Source organism: Pseudomonas sp. NPDC086566, from assembly GCF_050280885.1.
GTDB classification, from domain to species: domain Bacteria; phylum Pseudomonadota; class Gammaproteobacteria; order Pseudomonadales; family Pseudomonadaceae; genus Aquipseudomonas; species Aquipseudomonas vlassakiae.
Genome location: NZ_JBNNWD010000002.1, coordinates 440,108 through 454,859, shown reverse-complemented (window position 1 = coordinate 454,859; position 14,752 = coordinate 440,108). Strand labels below are relative to the sequence as shown.

At 54.8% G+C, this 14,752-nt stretch carries 15 protein-coding genes and 1 pseudogene; 10 read left to right on the top strand and 6 right to left on the bottom strand.

Annotated features, from left to right (window positions below; translation table 11 throughout):
• Positions 1-181 precede the first annotated feature (181 nt).
• The 5 genes from ACQKPS_RS06290 to ACQKPS_RS06270 are packed head-to-tail and all read left to right on the top strand — an operon-like array spanning position 182 to position 5,791.
• Positions 182-1,378: an N-6 DNA methylase gene (locus tag ACQKPS_RS06290; RefSeq protein ID WP_227696674.1), complete on the top strand. Its 1,197-nt coding sequence runs from the start codon at positions 182-184 to the stop codon at positions 1,376-1,378.
• 16 nt (positions 1,379-1,394) lie between these two features.
• A complete protein-coding gene (locus ACQKPS_RS06285) occupies positions 1,395-2,273 on the top strand; it encodes a phosphoribosyltransferase-like protein (RefSeq protein ID WP_227696672.1) in 879 nt (292 codons plus the stop codon).
• 2 nt (positions 2,274-2,275) lie between these two features.
• Positions 2,276-4,222: a hypothetical protein gene (locus ACQKPS_RS06280; RefSeq protein WP_227696671.1), complete on the top strand. Its 1,947-nt coding sequence runs from the start codon at positions 2,276-2,278 to the stop codon at positions 4,220-4,222.
• Positions 4,219-5,112 (top strand): hypothetical protein, encoded by an 894-nt coding sequence (locus ACQKPS_RS06275; RefSeq protein ID WP_227696670.1) that lies wholly within the window; start codon positions 4,219-4,221, stop codon positions 5,110-5,112. Before ACQKPS_RS06280 ends, ACQKPS_RS06275 begins: the two co-directional genes overlap by 4 nt.
• Before the next feature lie 13 nt (positions 5,113-5,125).
• The gene (locus ACQKPS_RS06270; protein ID WP_227696669.1) at positions 5,126-5,791 is read left to right on the top strand and encodes a dUTP diphosphatase; all 666 of its coding nucleotides are present in this window, start codon (positions 5,126-5,128) and stop codon (positions 5,789-5,791) included.
• A 202-nt stretch (positions 5,792-5,993) separates the two neighbouring features.
• On the opposite strand, the gene ACQKPS_RS06265 is transcribed toward ACQKPS_RS06270, so the two are convergent.
• The gene (locus ACQKPS_RS06265) at positions 5,994-6,446 is read right to left on the bottom strand and encodes a DUF2442 domain-containing protein (RefSeq protein WP_283723369.1); all 453 of its coding nucleotides are present in this window, start codon (positions 6,444-6,446) and stop codon (positions 5,994-5,996) included.
• The gene (locus ACQKPS_RS06260) at positions 6,434-6,592 is read right to left on the bottom strand and encodes a DUF4160 domain-containing protein (RefSeq protein WP_427603203.1); all 159 of its coding nucleotides are present in this window, start codon (positions 6,590-6,592) and stop codon (positions 6,434-6,436) included. The genes ACQKPS_RS06265 and ACQKPS_RS06260 overlap by 13 nt, the downstream gene beginning before the upstream one ends.
• A gap of 300 nt (positions 6,593-6,892) precedes the next feature.
• On the opposite strand from ACQKPS_RS06260, the gene ACQKPS_RS06255 reads away from it, so the two are divergent.
• From ACQKPS_RS06255 to ACQKPS_RS06245, 3 genes and pseudogenes are all read left to right on the top strand, one after another.
• The gene (locus ACQKPS_RS06255; RefSeq protein WP_427603201.1) at positions 6,893-7,093 is read left to right on the top strand and encodes a hypothetical protein; all 201 of its coding nucleotides are present in this window, start codon (positions 6,893-6,895) and stop codon (positions 7,091-7,093) included.
• Between the two features lie 109 nt (positions 7,094-7,202).
• Positions 7,203-7,451 (top strand): type II toxin-antitoxin system Phd/YefM family antitoxin, encoded by a 249-nt coding sequence (locus ACQKPS_RS06250; RefSeq protein ID WP_427603347.1) that lies wholly within the window; start codon positions 7,203-7,205, stop codon positions 7,449-7,451.
• A 10-nt stretch (positions 7,452-7,461) separates the two neighbouring features.
• Positions 7,462-7,807, top strand: a pseudogene (locus tag ACQKPS_RS06245) (type II toxin-antitoxin system RelE/ParE family toxin).
• Between the two features lie 29 nt (positions 7,808-7,836).
• On the opposite strand, the gene ACQKPS_RS06240 reads toward ACQKPS_RS06245, so the two are convergent.
• The gene (locus tag ACQKPS_RS06240) at positions 7,837-10,134 is read right to left on the bottom strand and encodes a TonB-dependent siderophore receptor (RefSeq protein ID WP_427603199.1); all 2,298 of its coding nucleotides are present in this window, start codon (positions 10,132-10,134) and stop codon (positions 7,837-7,839) included.
• A 140-nt stretch (positions 10,135-10,274) separates the two neighbouring features.
• Between ACQKPS_RS06240 and ACQKPS_RS06235 the strand changes: the two genes are divergently transcribed.
• Together ACQKPS_RS06235 and ACQKPS_RS06230 are read left to right on the top strand one after the other, a co-directional pair.
• Positions 10,275-10,994 (top strand): response regulator, encoded by a 720-nt coding sequence (locus ACQKPS_RS06235; RefSeq protein WP_427603197.1) that lies wholly within the window; start codon positions 10,275-10,277, stop codon positions 10,992-10,994.
• A gap of 2 nt (positions 10,995-10,996) precedes the next feature.
• Positions 10,997-12,376, top strand: a complete 1,380-nt coding sequence (locus ACQKPS_RS06230) for an ATP-binding protein (protein WP_427603195.1) — start codon at positions 10,997-10,999, stop codon at positions 12,374-12,376.
• Here ACQKPS_RS06230 and ACQKPS_RS06225 read toward each other — a convergent pair.
• From ACQKPS_RS06225 to tagQ, 3 genes are all read right to left on the bottom strand, one after another.
• Positions 12,373-12,798, bottom strand: coding sequence for a hypothetical protein (locus ACQKPS_RS06225; RefSeq protein WP_427603194.1), 426 nt, complete (start codon positions 12,796-12,798; stop codon positions 12,373-12,375). The two genes, ACQKPS_RS06230 and ACQKPS_RS06225, sit on opposite strands and share 4 nt — an antisense overlap.
• Complete coding sequence (locus ACQKPS_RS06220; RefSeq protein ID WP_427603192.1) at positions 12,795-13,700, bottom strand: NAD synthetase; 906 nt, start codon at positions 13,698-13,700, stop codon at positions 12,795-12,797. The genes ACQKPS_RS06225 and ACQKPS_RS06220 overlap by 4 nt, the downstream gene beginning before the upstream one ends.
• 82 nt (positions 13,701-13,782) lie before the next feature.
• On the bottom strand, positions 13,783-14,688 hold the full coding sequence (tagQ, locus tag ACQKPS_RS06215; protein ID WP_254481909.1) for a type VI secretion system-associated lipoprotein TagQ: 906 nt from the start codon (positions 14,686-14,688) through the stop codon (positions 13,783-13,785).
• Between the last annotated feature and the right edge of the window lie 64 nt (positions 14,689-14,752).

The window sequence follows — 14,752 nt, the reverse complement described above, 5'->3', positions numbered from 1 at the left end:
CATCCCCACAGGTCGCAGGGGCCTTGATCCCTGATAACACTCAGCATTCTTGGCGGGATGACGTGGGGATAGGCAAGTCAGTTGTCTAGCTCATCAAATGATCCAAAAAACTCGGTAGGGCGTAGTGCTGCCAGCGCTGCATAGGATGTAACATGCATATTTTCGCTAGAGCGGTCGCTGAATGCAGGCACAGGAAAAAAAGAAGCGACACGGCCAGTATTTCACTGACGCAGCCTATGGATCGCTTCTAGTGAATCGTTTCCAAGAGGATGCCGTGAGTGTCGCCTTGGAGCTAGGGGTGGGAGGTGGAGCCCTGCTGTCAGCTGTCAACGGTCGTTGGCCTGATGCACGCTGCATATCAGTGGATATAGATCCAATGCTGTCGCGCTCGCCTTTTTACCAGCCTTCAGATCACCACCATTACTGCGCCGATGCATTGAGCCCACAGCTTGAGGAGCTCATCGGCCTCCCCAGCGGAGTCGCGGACTTAGCCGTCTGCAACCCCCCGTTCATCGCTGCAGATTGGAAGCCTAATTTTTCCACGTTACTCAGTCGCGCAGGGTTTCCAGTACCGAGCAAGGCATTAAAAGTTGGGGCAGACATTTTATTCCTCGCCCAAAATTTATGGCTCCTTAAAGATAAAGGGCAACTTGGAATAATAATACCGTCTGGCATAATTTCTGGCGAACGTAACTACGCAATTAGAGACGCACTGCTATCACAACATTGTATTACCGAAATCGTTGAGCTGCCCGACAATGCTTTTAAGGGTACTGAAGTCAAAACATTCATTCTCAACTTAGAGAAGAATAAGCCAGGAACAAAGAAAATAGCGCTGTATCGATGCAACAAAGACGGTTGCATGGAACATCCAATTTGGATTTCTCAAGAAGAAGCCAAAAGCAGAATGGACTATAGCTACTACAAGTGGCGAAGTCACAGCAAAAAAAACGCCCCCAAACACAGCGCTCACACACTCTCGGTATTGAGAGGCAGCGTTACAACCAGCGAAGCACTAAAAAATGAATGGTGTATATTTCACACCACTGACCTAAAGGATCAGAGCATTCCTGGCGAAGTAAATTTCTCTGAAGAATTCGCTAGCAACGCAAAGCTTTCAAGCAAAGTTATAGCCAAGCCTGGCGATATTCTAATACCACGCGTAGGGAGAAACATCCTAAGTGGCATTAGAATTGTCAAAAGTGGACTTGCTCCAATCAGCGACTGTTTATACGTTCTCCGCACAGATAACCGACCTGCCGAGGAACTATACAGAGCTCTTACCTCAGAAGACGGGCAGTCTTGGCTTCAAGCACATATCCACGGCGCCTGTGCAAAATTCATAACGAAAAGTGATTTAGAAAACTTCCCTTTTTAGATTGAGAATTAGAAACATGGACGTACCACCAACTGACAACACAAAACTCAAAGAAATAATACGAAAGCTCTGCGCGACTAAGATTCGCAACCCGCTTACAATGGAGCGAGTAAGAACATGGCTGAAACAATTCAAAAGCCAGGAAGAGCAAACCTTAGCACTACTTATTGTAAAAAATCTTATATTCAGAAATTCTGCTCAGATTGAGTCATCACTCCGACAGGCGCTGAAAGAGGCCGCACTCCATTTTGAACCCCCAGAAAAATCAGAAGCGGGTTACAACTGGAAAGAAATACTTTCAAACAAAAAGCCCCTACGCAGCAATAGATATTTTTATTTTGCCCCACCAATTATGACCGAAGGAACAACTCCTCCTGGAAAAAGTGGTGAGCTAATAGCACGATCACTACACTCTAACTTCGGAATTGACAAGAGCTATCAAACTTACTGCAACAGCAGAAAGCTCCCAGAAGATGAATACCTATTGATTGTTGACGATGGATCTTTTTCGGGCTCTCAGATATCACAAACTTTAGTACAATGTGGCGACCTAATGCGAAATCACGAGAGAGGCGGAATTGTCCTTGCTATCGCTCATGAAGAAGCTATAAAACGTCTCGCAAAAGATTTCCCCAATGTAAAAGTATTCTACGGGGAGCTACTCACAGAAAAAGATAATTTTAAAAAAGTTTGCGAACTTTGGATTGAAAATAAAATCTGGCCGTACGATAAAGTTGACCCCTACGACCTATATTTGAAGACACTGGCTCGTGCAGACATGTCCGATGCCGGCATGGGCGGGTTGATGGTAGTTTACGAACATGGAATACCTGACAATACTCTTCCGTTGCTATGGAAGCGCTCCGCAAACTGGGAACCTCTATTCGAGAGATAATTATGCAACCAATAATAGATCACTCAATATTAGCTAAAACCCGTGCGGAAGAGCATGCAGCTGACGTATGGGGGAAATTCTTCGTCCCACCTTATTTTGATAGCCTTTCACTTAAAGATGCAACAAAGTCGACTTATTTGGTCGGAAAGCGTGGTTGTGGAAAAACCATGCTGCTCAAATATCTCGACTACCATACGCTTTTTTCTCCTAACCGGCAGCAGATACCCCAAAGCGAAATTGAGCACATCGGGATCTACTGGCGTGTCGATACTCAATTTTGCAATTCCATGAGATTGCGTGGCATTGAAGAAGCCGAGTGGACTACCATTTTCAATTGTTATTTCTCACTAGCCATCGCCGGAGAAATAGTTCGCTCTCTAAGAAGTATTTCTCAAAGCTCATACGCTGAGTTCAACCTCAAAGATTTAGAAAAGTTAACCTTTCCATCTGCAGAGGATTACTCTTTCCCATCTAATCCTGAAGAATTGGAAAGAGCACTAGACAAAACTAGAAAAGCGTTTAGCCTATGGATTTCAAATCTATCCACAGCCCCGCGCCCGCTTCTACCACCTGGCAAAGACTTTTTAGACTCGTTAATTTCGGACATTAGAAAAGCACCAGGCCTGACCAAAAGCTGCTTTTATATCTACATTGATGAAGTTGAAAATTTAGTACCCTATCAAAGACGAGTGCTAAACACATATTTACGACATAGCCAACAACCGCTTATTGTAAATTTCACCTCAAAAGAATTATCCGACGAAAATCGAACCACCGGCAAAGAGTCAATCACTGCAACTAATGACTACAACCTGTGTTACATCGATAATCTAATGGATGACACAGAAAGGTCTTGCTTCTTCGCTGAGGTATTCCTCGCAAACCTCGACCTAGCTGCTGGCAAACAAGATTCCAACCTCTTGCTTTTGGTCCGCGACCAGAACTCTTTAGAGAGCCGCCGTGAAAAAGCCTACAAAAGTAATGTTATTGATGAAATAAGAAAGCGATTTCCAACAAAAGAGCATAAACAATTTGCAGTAGATGCCTTTGAAACAGATCGCATTAAAAACATTCTACGCGAGCGCATTGAAAAGGCACTTTCGAGAAAGCAAACAAAATTAGATGTAGATAGTTTCTTAAAGCCAGGCTACCTCGCCGAAGCAAAGGTTATCTTACCAGCGCTACTCAATCGAAATACAAACTCCGCAGAGTTTGTTCTTGATGAGCTAGAGAAATACAGCAAATCCGAAGAAAGCAAATTCTCAAACTGGATCCACAACAACTTGTTTGGCTCCATTCTTGAGCTTTACAGACCTTACAGAACATACTGCCCTTTATATAGTGGATTCGATACATTCATATCGATGTCCAACAAAAATCTTCGCCACTTCTTAATTCTTTCCTATAAAGTACTAGAAATGAGTGAGCTGGAGGATGAGGGTACAGACATATTCTCGATTGACATCCAGGCACGAGCCGCATATGAGGCTGCCGACCAACTAATTCGGGAAATAAAGACATTCGGTGAGTCGGGAGAGCAATTGCGTAGCTTTGTTCTCCGTTTGGGGAATGTGTTTAGAACACTTCAGTCTGCACCTAGCATGAGTGAACCAGAGCAGAACCAATTCACTATAAACTCAGGTAATAGATCACTCGACGCAGGAGAAATGTTATTCATTTCTGAAGCGCTGAAGTATGCAATCCTCATCGAAATGTTGGAAACAAAAGCTAAAAGCGCTGTAAGCACAGACATCACTGACTTTCAGTTGAATCCGATTTACTCGCCTTACTTTATGATTAGCTACCGTCGTAAACGCAAGGTAGACTTTTCAGTTGAAGATTTTCACACATTATCAATGGGCACCGAGGACAAGTACAACGAGCTTGCGGTATCGCTTTATAGAAAATCTGAACAGCAAGATAATCTCCAGCTCGGGCTTGGGCTATGACAACTACAATACTCACTACACGCTATAGCGATGCCAAAGACGTAGAACTTCCCAAAGGCTGCGTTTTATTACATGGCGTTTCGCTAGATGAGCGCGGAGATATCGCGTTATTGTTAGATAAGTCTACAGCATCTGAAAGGCTGAAAGTTTCATATTCATACGAAACCATGAGCCTTGAAGTTGGCCCCCAGGAAGCCAGCGCAGACATATCTGAAGAAATAATCAAAGACTATATCGACGCACCAATTGTATTTGAAGCAACAACACTAGGACTTGCCGAACTCTTCTGCACGATACGCTCGGTGATTAACTTGGGCGTTAAAGAATTCGACATAATTTATGGTGAGCCCGCAGACTATACACCAGTCCATCCGGGAGGGGATTCTTTTGCACTATCCAATAAAATAGTTGGATATAGACCTATTCCTAATGCGGTGGTTGATTTATCAAGCGAGAATGTTGAGGCGGGCGTATTTTTTCTCGGCTATGAGCCCGAGAGGCTTGAGCGTGCGCTCGAAGAATACCAGATGATTTCTTCAAAGGAAATCAAAGTCGTCTTTGGTGTACCTGCATTTAAACCAGGATGGGAACTAAATTCTTTCATACCGCACCTCCCAAGCTTAAGCGAAAAGTCTTTCGATATAGCCTACTGCGCGGCCAATGATCCGAGCGCAGCATACGAATTGCTTGAGAAAACTAAAAACTCGTTATCCGAAGAAAGCCAAATGTTTATTGCCCCTATTGGTACAAAGCCATGCGGCGTTGCAACAGCCTTATTTGCTAGTTTGAATCAGGATCGGGTAGGGATTTTATACGACCATCCTGAAAAAAAATCTAAACGCTCAAGTGGCGTAGGTACCTGGCACAAATTTACTGTCATAATCTCTTAAGGATTTCATAATCGTGAAAAAGCCTAACGACAGCCAAATTGAGACAATGCTTGACCTTCAGTACAAGCTCAATGCACTAGTAGATCGCGACTGGCTGACTAAAAAATTCCCGTACCTACGAGCCGCTTTTGTAGAGTCAGCAGAAGCATTAGACCACTTCGGATGGAAATGGTGGAAAAAACAAACTTCAGACATCCCTCAAGTCCAGATTGAGATTTCTGACATTTTACACTTTTACCTTTCCGACCTGCTGATAAGTACTTCCGGCGATATTAAATCAGCCACAAAACTAATGGCAACCGAATGTAACGATCTTAGCCAGACTTTAAGTATAGGCAAAATTAATTTCGACCTACGTTCAGTCGAAACCCAGACGCTTTTTGAGCTACTCGCTGCAACCTCAGTTATCAGGCAGCGCAGCTTCAATATCCTGCAAAAGATAATGGAGAAATGCGAACTAGACTGGAATTCTTTATATGTCGGCTATGTGTCTAAAAATATACTTAATATTTTTAGACAGAATAACGGCTATAAAGATGGCAGCTATCAGAAAATATGGAATGGTAGAGAAGATAATGAACACCTCTATGACATCATATTAAAATTAGACGCATCTTCTTCTACCTTCTCTCAAGAGATTCTCAAAGAACTCGATCTAAAGTACAAATCCATTGGCTGACTGCGGGCCAATAGCTGCCACGGCTGACGGCACTGTCTTTAAAGGATAGCTTTAGGGATAGTGCCACATATCGAAATGCTAAAAACTCGTTAAATCAGCATGATATTGATGAGTTCGACTCCTGGTGCCGCACCATACGCAGTACTCAAAAGGCTCACCGAAAGGTGGGCCTTTTTGTTTTCATGATTGGAACAACCGCCTATCAAGCAGCTTTCTGCTCCAACATCTCCCAACCCAAACAAGCCAGCGCCAACGTACGCGGCACCGCTTCCCGTCCACTGCTGTAACGGCTAATGCTGCGCGCACTTACCCCCAGCGCTTCGGCTGCCTGATCGAGGGTCATCCTGTGTCGTAGACGCCAGCGAATGAAAATTCGGGTGTTCTCATCGGGAGCGGTCTGGGCGAGAGCGTCCAGTAATAAAGTGTCGGCACCAATCTGAATATCCAGCTCAGGCCATTCTACAGACCACCCCCCATCACCCAACGCCACACCCTCGAATGCTTCACGCTTAGCCAGTGGCGCCAACCCGGGATAAGCCCCAAACGCGTCGTTCATATCCAGGGTGAACCGTTGACCGTTGGTAAAGGTCAGTTCGAGGCAGGCGCCTGGGCGAGGCTGAACAGCTCGCAAGCGGGGACGTTTCATCGATGCCATTTCATCCATTCCTTCAACAGATCGGCCTGATTGGTCGCGACCCAAGCTAGGGCCTTTTGCATCACTTTGGCAGGCGCTCTGCCCTGGGTACCAGTCACGGTTTCCAGACTGATCACCACGTCTACCCCACCTCCCGTGAGGTGCACGTGGGAGGCAGATGATCCCTTCCCTCAGCTCGATAGGATACTTTCCGCGAAATAGGTGTTTGGTAGACATGGCTTGACCGTATCGCCAATCTGGCGATACATCAAGGAGCGGCTGAGTAGCCTTGAATGCTCGAACAAACCTTTGCAAAACGAGCAGGCCCGTCACGGGTGAGCGGAAGCTGTGAGGCACCGCGCGACGAGCGGCGAAGATCGAGAATCCACAGGTGGGCATAATGGCATCGCCATCGCGATCTACTCGCCCATCCGTTTACTCAATCCGCCCTTGCGAGCCCCTCTGCAATGAATGCCGAAATCCGTTACTCGATCATCCTGGAGCACAACGCCGAAGTGCTGCTTGCCAATGCCTCCATGGCGCAGGTCGAGGCTTTCTGGGATGACAACGATACCCGTTATTTTGGCTTACGCCTGGAAGACCCGTGCGGCGCTCATGTGCGAGTGATGGTTACCGATGAAATGCCAGATGAAGAGACTATGGTATAGCCCCCGCCGCATGTTCACAGCCTGAGGCTGGGCGCCTATCGAATATTTGGTCTCGGTTCAGTCTGAATTCAGACTACGATGTCGCTATCAAGTAAACGAGGGCATTCAGATCAGAGTCGAAACCATCAGCTATCTGAAGCGTCACGCGGCAGACCTTGACCTCGCAGAGCCCATGATCGTCACACAGAATGGCACCCCAGCCTACGTCGTCGAGTCTTACGCGGATCGAAAGCAACGTGATGAAGCCATTGCACTGGTCAAGCTGCTAGCCATGGGCTCACGCGAATATGCACAGGGCAAACACAGTTCTGCCGAAGATCTGAAGGCGCGCCTGCTGAACAAGTTTTCCGGGGAGTAAGCGGTAGCGCATGACCAGGCCAATCATGTGTTTTACCGATTCCGCCTCGCAAAGCATCGAGACCAGGTCCATCATCTAGCCGTTTACCACGGCACGCAGACCGCTCTGCAGAAGATCACATCGTTGGTCGACAGCATCGAACAACGGTTGTCGGCCGCCCCGGTTGGCTACCCGTCAGCCCGCAGGCAAGTGACCTGGGAGTGATGCAATACCGGGAGCTCAATGTCGACGGCTACCGGGTCTTCTACGAAATTTTCGAGGATGACCACACCATCGCTGTGGAACTGGTTGTCCGGCAGAAGCAGAGTGTCGAACAAGCCCTGATCCGCTATTGCCTGATCTATCCCCTGCCCTAGCAAAGGGGCCGCTTTGCGGCCCCAATCGATCAGAACGCGGTACTGACCGTCAGCGACATATTTCGCGGGTCACCGTAAATCGCCCCGGCATAGAACCCGTACTGGGTGTAGTAGTGCTTGTCGAACAGGTTGTCGACATTGAGGCTCACCGTGGTGTCATCGGTGAGCTGGTACTTGGCCATGGCATTCCAGATCGCATAACCAGACCAGTTCACATCGGTCGCCCCCGCACTCACACCATCCACCGGCTGCCCGGCCGGGCTGGAAATTGCGCGGATGTTGGTCTGCGCTTTAACGCCCGCACCCAGGGTCAGGCGGTCCAGCGGGCCGGACAGGCGATAAGTGGTCGAGGCCTTGAACAGGTGCGACGGGTCGCTGCGCCCGTCGCTGTCGACGCGGCGAAAGTGCAGGTAGGTATAACCGGCGTACACATTCCAGTTCGGCGTCAGCGCACCTGCAATTTCCAGGTCGATACCGTCGGTTTCCTGGCCCGTGCCGGCCTTGTAGGCATCACCCCCGGTCGGCGTGGTCAGGCCGTCGTCGAGCACCGCCTTGTTCTGCTGCTTGGTGCGGAAGTACGCCGCTGAGGCGTTCAGGCGCCCGTCCAGCCACTCACCCTTGATGCCGGTCTCGTAGCTCTGGCCGCGAATCGGCTCGACCTTGGTACCGCTTTCGGTCTCGGCCGTCTGCGGGTTGAAGATGTCGGTGTAGCTGGCGTACAGCGAGTAGGTGTCGTTGAGGTCGTATACGGCGCCCAGGTATGGGGTGACGATGCCGTTGTTCTGCTGGTTGCTGCGCACGCCGGCGACACTGTTGGTGGTTGCCGAGTAATCGGTGGTGCGCACCCCGACGATCACCGACAGCGGGTCGGTAATGCTCAGGCGGGTGGCCGCGTACATGCCCTGCAAGCGGGTGGTGGTCTTGCTGTGGCGGCCGGTGCGCGAGGCGATCATGTCGTAGTCGCTGTCCACGCCGTTGTGCCAGTCGGTGAGCGGGAAGCCGTTGTTGGCGCGGAACTGGCAGCCGACCGAGGGCGCGCTGACGCGGTCGTCACTGACCATGGTGCAGCTGTATTCCGGCGACCAGGCTACCGTGCGGCTGTCGTTGTAGCCGACCATGGCCTGGTGGGTGCGGCCGAATAGCTGGAACGGGCCGGACAGGTCGATCTGCGCCGACTGTTGGGTGGTGTCGCTGGAGCTGTGCAGGCCGTTGAGCACTGCGCCGCTGCCATCCTGGTCCCAGTAGCCGCCGTAGCTGCCACGGCCCGCCGAGTTGACCTTGGCCAGGCCACGGTGGTTGAGCACTTCGGCCATGCTTTGGGCCGCCTTGAGGTCCAGGGTCCAGTCGTTGTCGAAGCGGTGCTCCAACGAGCCGAAGGCGGTGCGGGTGGTGTATTCGCCGAAGCTCCAGCTCGGCACCACGTTGGTGCTGCGGGGCAGGTCGGTCTTGCTGCCGTCCTTGTACCAGATCGGGATGTTGGCGCCCCAGCCGCCACCGACCACCTTGTTGTATTCGTACTGGTAACCGGCGCCGATGGTGGTGGCATCGTCGATGTCGAATTCGAAGTTGGCCAGGGCCGCGCGCGAACGCTCGGACTGGTTGTCGCGGAACGAGTTGGCGTCGCCCTGGGTCATCACGAAACGTGAACGCAGGCGGCCATCTTCGGACAGCGGCAGGTTGAGGTCGGCGCCCAGGCGGCGCTTGTCCCAGCTGCCGTAGGTGGCGTAAGCACTGCCGCCGAAGGTTTTGGTCGGTGCCTTGCGGATCAGGTTGACGGTCGCCGACGGGTCGCCGGTGCCGCCGAGCAGGCCATTGGCGCCGCGGACGATGTCGATGCGTTCGTACAGGTCCATGTTCAGCGCGTTGCCGCCACCGCTGAAGTCGGAGCCGCCCTGGAACTGCAGGCCATCGACTTTCCAGTTGCTGATCGAGTAGCCACGGGCACGGAAGTCGGTGCGCCCGCCGACTTCGGACTTGGTGGCGCTTACGCCTGGCGTGGTGTCCAGCACCTGTTCGATGGAGTGCACATCGCGGTCGTCCATCTGCTGGCGGGTGATGGTGGTGACCGACTGTGGCGTCTGCCGCGGTGTAAGGTTCAGGCCGGTGGAACTGCGGGTGCTTTCCACCGTGTAGCCGAGCTGCCCGGTTTCATCTGCGGATACCAGCGCACTGTCCTCGATCTGCGTGGCCTCCAACTCCAGAGGCTGGCTTTCTGCAGCCAGGGCGCTGCCACTGAAGGCGACGGCAACGAAGAAGGCAAGCGGGTGCAGGCGGCTACCGCCGCGGACTACAGGAGTGAAGTCGTACATGGCGCTCTTGAGATTCATTTGGGAAGGTTTCGTATTCGCAGATGATTTTTTGTTACGATTCTAGGGATCCGCCCTTTGGGCTCCATACCCGGCTTGTACGGGGATGTAATTGAACGTAACGAGCGCTGCCAGCCCTCCCTGAACAGGTGTAATTCCCGATGAGCACGACCTTGCTGGTTGTCGACGATGACGACGAGATCCGCGAACTTCTCTGCGATTACCTGATCGATGCTGGCTATACCGTACTGGCGGCAGCAGACGGAGAAGGCATGCGCGAGCAGTTGGCAGCAAGCAAGGTCGACCTGGTGGTGCTCGACCTGATGCTGCCTGGCGAGGACGGCTTGAGCCTGTGCCGCCAGTTGCAAGCGATGCCGGGCCTGGCGGTGATCATGCTGTCGGCCAAGGGCAGCACGCTGGACCGCATCATCGGCCTGGAAGTGGGCGCTGACGACTACCTGGCCAAGCCTTTCGAACCGCGCGAGCTGGTCGCCCGCATCAAGGCGGTGCTACGCCGCCCACAACGCCAGGATAGCCCTGCCGAACAGCCGGCTGCCGAAGCCCAGCGTTTCGCCGGTTTCAGCCTCGACCCGGTCAAGCGCCTGCTGAGCCGCCCGGACGGCGAAACCCTCACCCTGCCCCGCTCCGATTATCGGGTGCTGCGTGAACTGCTGGAGGCCAACAACCGTGTGGTCTCGCGTGATCAGCTGACCCGCAGCGCGTTTGGCCGTGACCACCACCCCGACGATCGCTCGGTGGACATGTGCATCAGCCGCCTACGCCAGCAGTTGCGCCATGCGCCGGCCAGCGATATCCAGATCCTGACCATCCGCAATGAGGGCTATCTGCTGAGCATCGCCAGTGCCGAGGCCGCCAGCTGAAAATGCATTGGCTCCGTCACCTGTGGCCGCGCACGCTGTTTGGCCAGCTGCTGCTGATCATGGTCAGCGGCACGCTGGCGATCCAGTTGATGTCGAGCAGCATCTGGTTCGATGTGCGGTTCGCCCAGGTGCTCGAGGCACCGGTCCGGCTCATGGCCGCACGCAGTGCCCCACTGATTGCCCAAGCCGACTGCCATACGGAACATTTGCAGGTGCCGGTGCACTATCAGCTGCGTTGCGCCGAAAGCGAACCGACGCAACAGCAGGATCAGCGGCGCGGGCACCGGCGCGCCGAACTGTTACTGCAACAGGCGCTCAGCTATGAACTGGGACATACCCAGAAGGTACGTCTGCTGAAGGTGCAGCTGACCGATGAGCTGGGCCAGCCGATCGTCTGGCGCAGCCTGTTCGGCCTGCGCACCGCCCAGGCGCATATCCAGTTCGCCGTGCCGTTGCCCGATGGCCATTGGCTGAGCATTGATGGCCAGGAACTGCAGGGCTGGAGCGGCGAGTCAGCCTGGGTGCTGATCAGCGACTACCTGCTGCGGGTGTACGCGCTGCGCATCGTCGCCGTGCTGCTGGTCTGCCTGATCGCGGTGCGCCTGTGCCTGCGCCCGTTGCGGCGCCTGGCCGACGCAGCACGCGGGCTGGGCAGCAACCTGGAGCAAGCCCCCTTGGCCCTCGACGGCCCCGAGGAAGTGCGCCAAGCCGCCCTGGCCTTCAACGCCATGCAGCAACGGCTGATCGCCATGGTCAACGACAAGGCCTACTTCCTCGCCGCCGTGTCCCACGACCTGCGCACCCCGCTGACACGCATGCGCCTGCGCCTTGAGCGCCTGCCCGACAACGAACACCGCGAACGCCTGCGGCAGAACATCACCCAGATGGACGCCATGATCGGCCAGGTGCTGGACTACTTGCGGGCCGGCGAGCAGCAGAACCTGCAGCAGGTCGACCTGGACCGCCTGGTGGCGCGCCTGTGCACCGAGCTGGCCACCGCGAGCGAACCCCTGCCGGTGCACGGCTCAGGCGGTACATTGCGGGTCGATGCCCTGCTGCTGCAGCGCTGCCTGCAGAACCTGCTGACCAATGCCCTGCGTTACGCGAAAACGGTCTCGGTCACCCTGGAGACTGCGCCCACCGGTGTCTACCTGCATATCGATGACCGCGGCCCGGGCATCGCGCCAGCGCTGCTGGCAACCATCACCGACCCGTTCGTGCGTGGCGAAGGCTCACGTAACCACGCCTCGGGAGGCTACGGCCTGGGCCTGAGTATCGCCCAGCGCATCACCAGCAGCCACGGTGGCGCCCTGCTGTTGCGCAACCGCGAAGGCGGTGGCTTGCGGGTCAGTGTGCTGCTGCCACGTGATGGCGCCGCCTAGCTGCGCTGGCGGGCCTGGCGCAGTTCGACCAGGCGCTGGCGCATTTGCCGATGGCGGGCGCTGTTGAAGGCCAGCAAGGCCAGCAAAGGGAAAGCAAGGGCAAGCCCCAGTTCAACCATGCTGGTGCCGGAACCGATCAGGCTCAAGCCCATCAGCAAGGCGGCGCCGGGTACCGGCAGCGTGGCCCACATCGACCAGCCGGCCCCTCGGACCATCATGATATGGCCGAACGACAGCAACAACGACAGCACGGCGGCACAGGCAATCGCGTAAAACGGTGCGTCCGGGTGATGCCGCCAGAAAGTGGTAAAGAACAGTACCGTGGCGATGGCGACGGCCAGCACACAGAGGAAGAACCCCAACATGAAGGTCGGGAAGTAACGGGCCATGAACGCCCGAAACTCACTGAAGCCCATCTTCATTCCTGCTCCTCGTACAACCCGATGGCGATGCTTTGCTGCACCGTGCCACTGCCGGCCAACCCCAGTACCGCCCCCAGGCTGTCGCGTACCAGTGTCTTGGTGGCATTGCTGATTTCGGTTGGGGTGAAGCGTTTGGGCAAGTTGCCTGCCGCCTGCTCAAGTTTCAGCAGCTTGGGCGTGAGGGCGGGGTTCTGGATCGACTGCAGTTCGGTGGCGAGCGCCTTGCGCTGCTGACGGCTGAGGCTCTTGGTCAGCTCATACCAGCTGCGCCCGGTGGAGGCCTTGTAGGCCTGCAGGTATTTGACGGTAGTCAGCCCGCTTACCGCCACGCCCATCAGCGCGACATAATCGAGCACGTTGCTGGCAGCCGTGTAGAACTCGTTGCTATCGAGCTTGTCGTTCCACTCCGGCGCCTTGATCTCGAACGCCGTGCGAGTGGCGCCATTGATGCATTGCGCGATGCTGGATACGGCAGCGGCATAGCTGATGGCGGTCAACACCCCACTGGCGCCGGCGGTGAACGGTACGGCGATAGTCCCGCTGAGCACCACCCACCAGGAGATGAAAGCGCCCGTACAGGCCAGCGTCATGTTGGCCGCTTCCTTGAGCACTTTCGATTCACGCGGGTTGTTCTGCAACTGCTCGGAGAACTGTGCAGGGGTCACATAGCGATTGATTTCCCGCAGGATCAGGCGCTTGGGCCGCAGGCTGCAAACCGGCCGGAATTCGCGCAACTGCACCACGTTGTAGTTGCAATCGATGTAGACCACTCCAGCCCCGACGATTCCTGGATCGGCGTCAACGGCGGCACACAGCTTCTGTTTGTCGATCAGCCCCTCGATGCGCTGGCGCGCCAGGAACTGCGAAGTACTGCCAAGCGGGTTGGCCAATGTATCTGTCATGAATCTCTTTCCTTGAGCGCAATGCCAAACTTGCAGGTGCGGCCTTTCTCGACACCGGCCGCACCTGCGAGGTCAGCCGCTGTTAAACGTTCGGGCAAGGCACCGGTGCCCAGTCGCCCATGTCCGGGCTGCGGCACATCTTGTTGACCTGATCGGTACCGGCATTGGCCACTTGCTGGGCCTGGGCCTTCTTGCTGGTGGCGTTCTGCAAGGTTTTCTCGGTGGCCACGGCTTCCGGCGGCACCGCCTTGGTCACCTTCTTGGCCTGGGTTTTCTTGCCAGTGGTTTTCACCGGGGTGGCAACCGCAGCCACTTCGGTGCGCTCCACGCCAACCTGCTTGAGGTCTTGCTCGTAGGCCTGGGTATAGTTGTCCAGGTTCTCACCCAGGCGGCCGTTGACTGCCGTCAGCAGCTTGTTCGACTCCTGCAGGCCAGAGACGATCTCGGCCAGGCGCTTGCGCCCTTCGGTGTCGTTGATGCGGTTGGCCTTGCGGCCTTCGATCAGGCTGGTGAACTCACGCTGGTAGCAGCTCTGCGAAGCCTTGGCGTAGGCGGTGGTGCGGTCCAGGTCTGCGGCGCTCTTGTCGATGTCGGTGGCATACGAAGCGATACGTTGCTTGTCGTCGCTGATCTGCTTCTGACGCTCGGTGTAGTAACCGGCAGCACCGCCGACCAGGGCACCACCGGCGGCACCGATGGCGGCGTTGCGACCGCGGTTTTCCTTGTCGACCAGGGCACCGGTCAGGGCGCCACCGAGTGCACCGATCACCGCGCCGCTGGCCACCGAACGGGTCATGTCGCCGTCGGTAGAGCGCAGGTGCGAGACCGGCTCGTAGCAGCTCGGGTAGTACTCGACCTTGGTCGTGGCGCCAACCTTGGCCACTGGCGAGCTGGCGCAGCCGCTCAGCAGCACGGTGCTGAAGCCTGCGGCCAGCAGCAGAGCGGTACGGGCCTGGGAAGCGTTGATCATGGATTTTCGGCTGAGCATGTTCAGGTTTCTCACTTGGGTGGGTCGAACCGGGGGCCTCATGCCTCCCGGGGTGCATCATGCA